The organism is Pseudomonas sp. 2835, assembly GCF_050435905.1.
GTDB lineage: Bacteria > Pseudomonadota > Gammaproteobacteria > Pseudomonadales > Pseudomonadaceae > Aquipseudomonas.
This window is the reverse complement of sequence record NZ_JBNDLE010000040.1, coordinates 1-5059: the sequence shown is the minus strand read 5'-3', so window position 1 is coordinate 5059 and position 5059 is coordinate 1. Positions and strand designations below refer to the sequence as shown.

At 57.8% G+C, this 5059-nt stretch carries 4 protein-coding genes and 1 pseudogene; 3 read left to right on the top strand and 2 right to left on the bottom strand.

Going from position 1 to position 5059, the window contains the following annotated elements; translation table 11 throughout:
• Window positions 1-255 (top strand): annotated as a pseudogene (locus ABIE20_RS27580) (hypothetical protein); the annotation flags it as partial.
• Window positions 255-1220: a fimbrial protein gene (locus ABIE20_RS27575; RefSeq protein ID WP_429508724.1), complete on the top strand. Its 966-nt coding sequence runs from the start codon at window positions 255-257 to the stop codon at window positions 1218-1220. The pseudogene ABIE20_RS27580 and the gene ABIE20_RS27575, both read left to right, overlap by 1 nt.
• Window positions 1221-1689: 469 nt before the next feature.
• On the opposite strand, the gene ABIE20_RS27570 is transcribed toward ABIE20_RS27575, so the two are convergent.
• Complete coding sequence (locus ABIE20_RS27570) at window positions 1690-2706, bottom strand: AraC family transcriptional regulator ligand-binding domain-containing protein (protein ID WP_429508722.1); 1017 nt, start codon at window positions 2704-2706, stop codon at window positions 1690-1692.
• A gap of 185 nt (window positions 2707-2891) precedes the next feature.
• On the opposite strand from ABIE20_RS27570, the gene ABIE20_RS27565 reads away from it, so the two are divergent.
• Window positions 2892-3908, top strand: a complete 1017-nt coding sequence (locus tag ABIE20_RS27565; protein WP_429508721.1) for a hypothetical protein — start codon at window positions 2892-2894, stop codon at window positions 3906-3908.
• A 413-nt stretch (window positions 3909-4321) separates the two neighbouring features.
• On the opposite strand, the gene ABIE20_RS27560 is transcribed toward ABIE20_RS27565, so the two are convergent.
• A partial coding sequence (locus tag ABIE20_RS27560; protein ID WP_429508720.1) for a DUF4113 domain-containing protein occupies window positions 4322-5059 on the bottom strand: 738 nt, incomplete at its 5' end.

Sequence of the window (5059 nt, the reverse complement as noted above, 5' to 3'; positions counted from 1 at the left end):
CAAGCAAGCAAGCAAGCAAGCAAGCAAGCAAGCAAGCAAGCAAGCAAGCAAGCAAGCAAGCAAGCAAGCAAGCAAGCAAGCAATTATAAGCTAAATTTAATTATTCTTGCAAGCATTTTTAGTGCTCTTTCTGGATGCGCTATCTATTCAAAAGATGCAAACCCCAAGCCCACCAAGCCCACTCAGTATTATAACAAATTTAAGTCTGAAAACCCTGGCTACTACTGGGAATTCATAGAGAGGTCAAAAATATAATGGCCCTCTACCGATTTTTTTTGCTGGCGACTTTAGCTTGTATGTCGTACGACGTTTCGGCAGAGTGCGTTTTTTATGATGGCCACCATCAAAACCCCATATTGATTGACATACCATCAACACTATCCGTCCCTAGGGACACCCCAGATAATACAATAATTTACCAAACAACCACAAAAACATTTCAAGGGAACAGCTCATATAAATGCGCAACCGAGCATAAATGGGGAGTCAAAAACAACGTAGGAACAGACTCCCCTACTTCATATATTTTCCCAATCAAAAGTAGCGGTCTAGCGTGGCAATGGATACTCAACGGAAACCCTATACGAGGAGCGGGTGCTGGCACAGAAGGTGCTGGGGGATATGGTTACAACGGTTCTACGCACTCCCTGCGCCTACTTAAAATAGCGCCACTCAAGGGGGATTTAACTATCCCTGCGGGGGATATCGGTTACCATCAGGTAGGTACGCTACAGCCCTTAGCAATGCGCCTTTCTAAAACCGTATCGATTGTAGCTCAGTCCTGCGAAACCCCAGATGTAAACGTTGAAATGGGACAGTATGATCTTGGCGTTTTTTCCGACATTGGTGACACTTCGAAAGCAACTGCATTCAACATCCTACTCAACAACTGCCCCAGTGGAATAAATAAGGTTATGTACAGTTTAGCTCCAAACCCGACCACCCCAGCCTGGGATGCAGGCCAGGGCATCATCGAGCTAAACCAGACCTCAACTGCCAAAGGCATTGCCCTACAAATACTAGACGGCAATCAAACCCCTCTGGAACTAAACAAAGATCACGTATTCAGCGACTACACCTCTACAGGCGGAAATTTCCGGATACCACTGAGCGCACGATATTATCGAATACTTCCCGCAAGCAACGGCGGCAAGAATGACTCAGGGGTAAGACCTGGAACGGCTAACAGCGAGGTGTCATTCGTTATGAGCTATCTATGAACCCTCGTGGAGGCAACAACCGCGAACATCCGGCGCATTATCGTCGATGGCCAGCCGGAAGACCGGACCAAGACCCAGCACCACCGGGTGGTCCTGCTCAATGAGCGCGCACTCCTCGCCTTGCGCCAGGCCCGGCGCCTGGCCGATCTGCGCCGAATCGCTTCGAAGTCCGCGACACCCACCAGCCCAGTTGTTCCTTCTTGAACGCATAGCCTGTGCTTTGATGTGAGATCGCTGATGCCAGACAGTGTATCCCACCGAATGTCTACCCTGGGTCGTTAGCTGCCGGTTGTGGATGGCTGCTTTCGACCTATAGCTGCCGGTCGCGACGGGCAGAAATCGGCCAGAAGCGGACTGATTTGCAGCAGGCCAGTCTCCTGCATTGAGGTTCGCAGGTACCTACCTTTTCAGCGGCAATTCAATCGCCTCGCTTAACGCGCCATTGACGCCGCAAGCGGCAAGCCCATTGCTAGTCTCGAAAGGCTCCCGGAGGGCAGTCGAACCAGCGCTTGAAGGCACGGTGGAAAGTGCTCGTATCCCTGAACCCCAGCCGCTCGCTGACCGTCGCCACGGGCAGCCCCTGGCGAATCAGCTCCGCGGACAACTTGCGACGTACCTCCGCCACCAGCGCGCTGAAACTGGTGCCCTCTTCCTTCAAGCGTCGGTAGAGCGTGGTGCGACTGACGTGCAACGCCTGGCAGGTTGGCTCGATGCTCATGCCTTCGGGCAGGCTTGCGAGAATCAAGCGACGCACCGTGCCGGCAAGCGTATCTGCGTCTTGCAGCTGCGCGAGTGTCGCCCTTGCACGAGACTCCAGCATCTGTCGCAGGTAGTCGCTGGCACCGAGAATGGGATGCTGCAGGAAGTCGCGCGGCAGGTGGAGGCTGTTTCTCTCGCTGTCGAAGCGCAGCTCGCCGCCGAACAGCTCGACATAGTGCGCATGGTAGGCCGGGGATGGGAAAGCGAACTCGCAGGCCAGAGGCCGCAGCGCTACGCCGGTCATCTTCCGGCTCCAGCACAGCACTGCACTCATGCTGCGTTCGATGGCGGCCTGCGGGTAGGTTTTGCCGGGAGCGAAGGTGATCTCCAGCACCAGAGCATCTGCCGTTTCACTGTACTGCCAGCGCTCCGAAGGGTTCATCAGCGCGATATGCCGCTGGAACACTTCCAGCGCCTCGCTCACCCGACTGCATTGGCACAACCAACTAGCCAGCACGCCATGCGTGGCGGGGTTGAAGGTCTGCCCGATCAGCAGGCCGATATGCGGCAATTGCGTGTTGTTCGCGGCGAACTGCCACAGCGCCAGTAACTGGGTCTCGTCGACACGCTGCTCCTGGATCGGCGATGCCGCAGCCCCCTGGTCGAGAAGTTTGGCACCCTCCACCCCGGCCTCCCGCAACTGGGTTGCAGTGACCACGCCGAGATTCAGCAACTGGTCGTGCAGATCCAGCACTGCGACGGCCGATACGGTGGTACTTCTGACCATCGGGCTTGCTCTTGGTAGTTGCTTAGGTAACGACTCTAACGCACGGTGCAGAGCGGCGGCCAGCCGTCGGCCATGCAAGTGCAGGTTGCAACCAAAAGCCATGCAGGTTGAACCGCAGAGCCATGGCCAGCCGTCATCGGACTGCCTAGCATCAATGACACGACCATGGCACAGGAAGACCTGCTATGCCCGAGTACAGAATCGAATCGTTAAGCGCCTTGCGCGCACTGATTCCGCCACCACCGGCGATGATGCACAAACGCCTGCAGCGCAGGTTGGATGAGCACTGCCTGCTGATGATCCGCCAAGCGACGGTTTGCGCCGTCGGCTTCGCCGACCCGCGGTTAGATATCGAGTACCTCGATTTGCGCCACCATCCAGTGTTACGGGCCGAGGGCCAAGACATCCTGCTGCCCTGGCCGGCAGACAAAACGATCTCACAGCAGCCGATAGAGGAAATGGCCTGCAGTCTGTATTTCATCCTGCCCGGCGTGGGGTTCAGCCTGCGCGCCAATGGCCGGGGCTCTCTGCGGGCCGGAAAGCTGTTGGAGTTTCGCGCCGAGGCGCTGTTCCTGCACTGTTCGCGAGCCAAGGTGCGCGCCGATTTCTGGCGAGCCAGAGAGTACACCACGCCCTTTTTAGCTGACACAGGGCAGGCCTTGTCCGAGCCAGCGCAGGCCTTCATCGCCGCCTCGCCCTACCTGCTGATGCTCACGCAGCGCCAGGCCGACGCCACCGAGATGTCGCCACGAGGTGACCCGGCTGGTTTCGTCCAGGTACTGGATCGCTACACTCTGCTGGTACCGGAACGCCCCGGCAACAAGGTTGCCTGCAGCCTGAGCAATATCCTCGTCGATGGCGCTTTGCGCCTGTCCTTCCTTCAGCCCGGCGCCGACACGGTTTTATCCGTGGCCGGGCGCGCCTGGTTGAACAACGACTCGAACTTGCTCGCCCCACTGGCAATCAACGGCAAGCCACCTCGGGTCGCTACCGTCGTGAACGTCGAGCGCTATCGCTTCCAGCACTGCCCAGAACTGCTGGCCGCGGGCTTGTGGGATCGCGCAACACACCTGGACGAAAGGCAGATTCCAGCCTTTTCCAAGATGCTGTCCGAGCACATGAACGGTACGGGCCTGTTGGGCAAGGCCACCAGCCTGGTGGTCGATGCGGTGGTCAAGCATGACCTGCGCCATCTCTACTGAGGTGACGGGGTAGGCGATGGCTTAAGTGCCCTTCTGTACCTTGCCCAGCCGGATGCTTATTGCTGTCCGTCAGCATCCGAATCCACTGCGTTTTCTAGCGAGGTTCTGCTCTAGCCGGTCATGTAAGCATGCGACTGGCTGGTATTGGCCGGTTTAGGTCATCCACGAACGGCCGCAAAGGGTCGAAAGAAGCCGGCCGGAATCGCCCTTTTCCCACTCACTAGCCGAAGTCTTAACGCGCTCCTACAGTAACAGTCCTTGATCGTCGACATCAGTGACGGCGACAACTCGTTGCGCAGCTATCGGGGCAAGTTCGCCTCGCGGGTTCCATGAACTAGGGCGGTGGTGGCAAGAGTAAGTGTCATAGCGCAGTCTGTGTGTGTGTCTCCGACCTCATGCGAAGCACTCGCACCTCAACTGCACGAGACCTTCCATAGCTGATCCAGCCGTGTTGTGTAGCTACGGCTCATCATCTCCCGGCGCATCCCCCAATCGGGGTTCACGGGTACACTCGCCGCCCTCAGTGTGCCCCTGCCCCATCGCTCATTGATCTGGTCGAGCACCACCATCACCCTGGTCGCCTCGGTAGGCTGCGCCGCGGCGAACAAGTCGTCGGTGTACTCACCGCGCTGGCAGAGATTCAGCAGCAGCACCTCGGCCTTGCTGTAGTTGAAGCCAGGCCGGAACACGCGATCAAGCGCATCGACCGCAGCCTTCGTGAGCAGTCGCACGTCATCGGTGGGATATGGCAGATCGACGATCACGCCATTGGCGTACTTGGCCTCATCGGGATTGAACATACCGGTGCGGATGCTGACGCGCAGCTTCCTGCAGACAGAACCCTGGGCTCGCAGCTTTTCCGACGCCCGCATCATGTAGGTGGCTAGCGCTTCCTTAATCGGGGGTAGTTCCTTGAGCCGCTTGCCAAACATCCGGCTACAGCAAATCTCCTGCTTTGGCGGGTTCGGCTCGTCCAGTTCCAGGCAGGGCGTGCCGGCCAGCTCCCGGGCGGTCTTCTCGACCACCACGCTGAATTTCTTGCGCAGCGTCCGAGGGTCGGCCCTGGCCAGGTCCATTGCCGTCTTGATGCCCATGCCTTCAAAGTGCACACTCAGCCGCCGGCCAACGCCCCACACCTCGGATACCGCAGT

What these genes read in the sequence shown, in the direction of transcription:
- ABIE20_RS27565 (WP_429508721.1), top strand. Translation starts at nt 2,892, where the DNA reads ATGCCCGAGTACAGAATCGAATCGTTAAGCGCCTTGCGCGCACTGATT.
- ABIE20_RS27570 (WP_429508722.1), bottom strand. Translation starts at nt 2,706, where the DNA reads ATGGTCAGAAGTACCACCGTATCGGCCGTCGCAGTGCTGGATCTGCAC.
- ABIE20_RS27575 (WP_429508724.1), top strand. Translation starts at nt 255, where the DNA reads ATGGCCCTCTACCGATTTTTTTTGCTGGCGACTTTAGCTTGTATGTCG.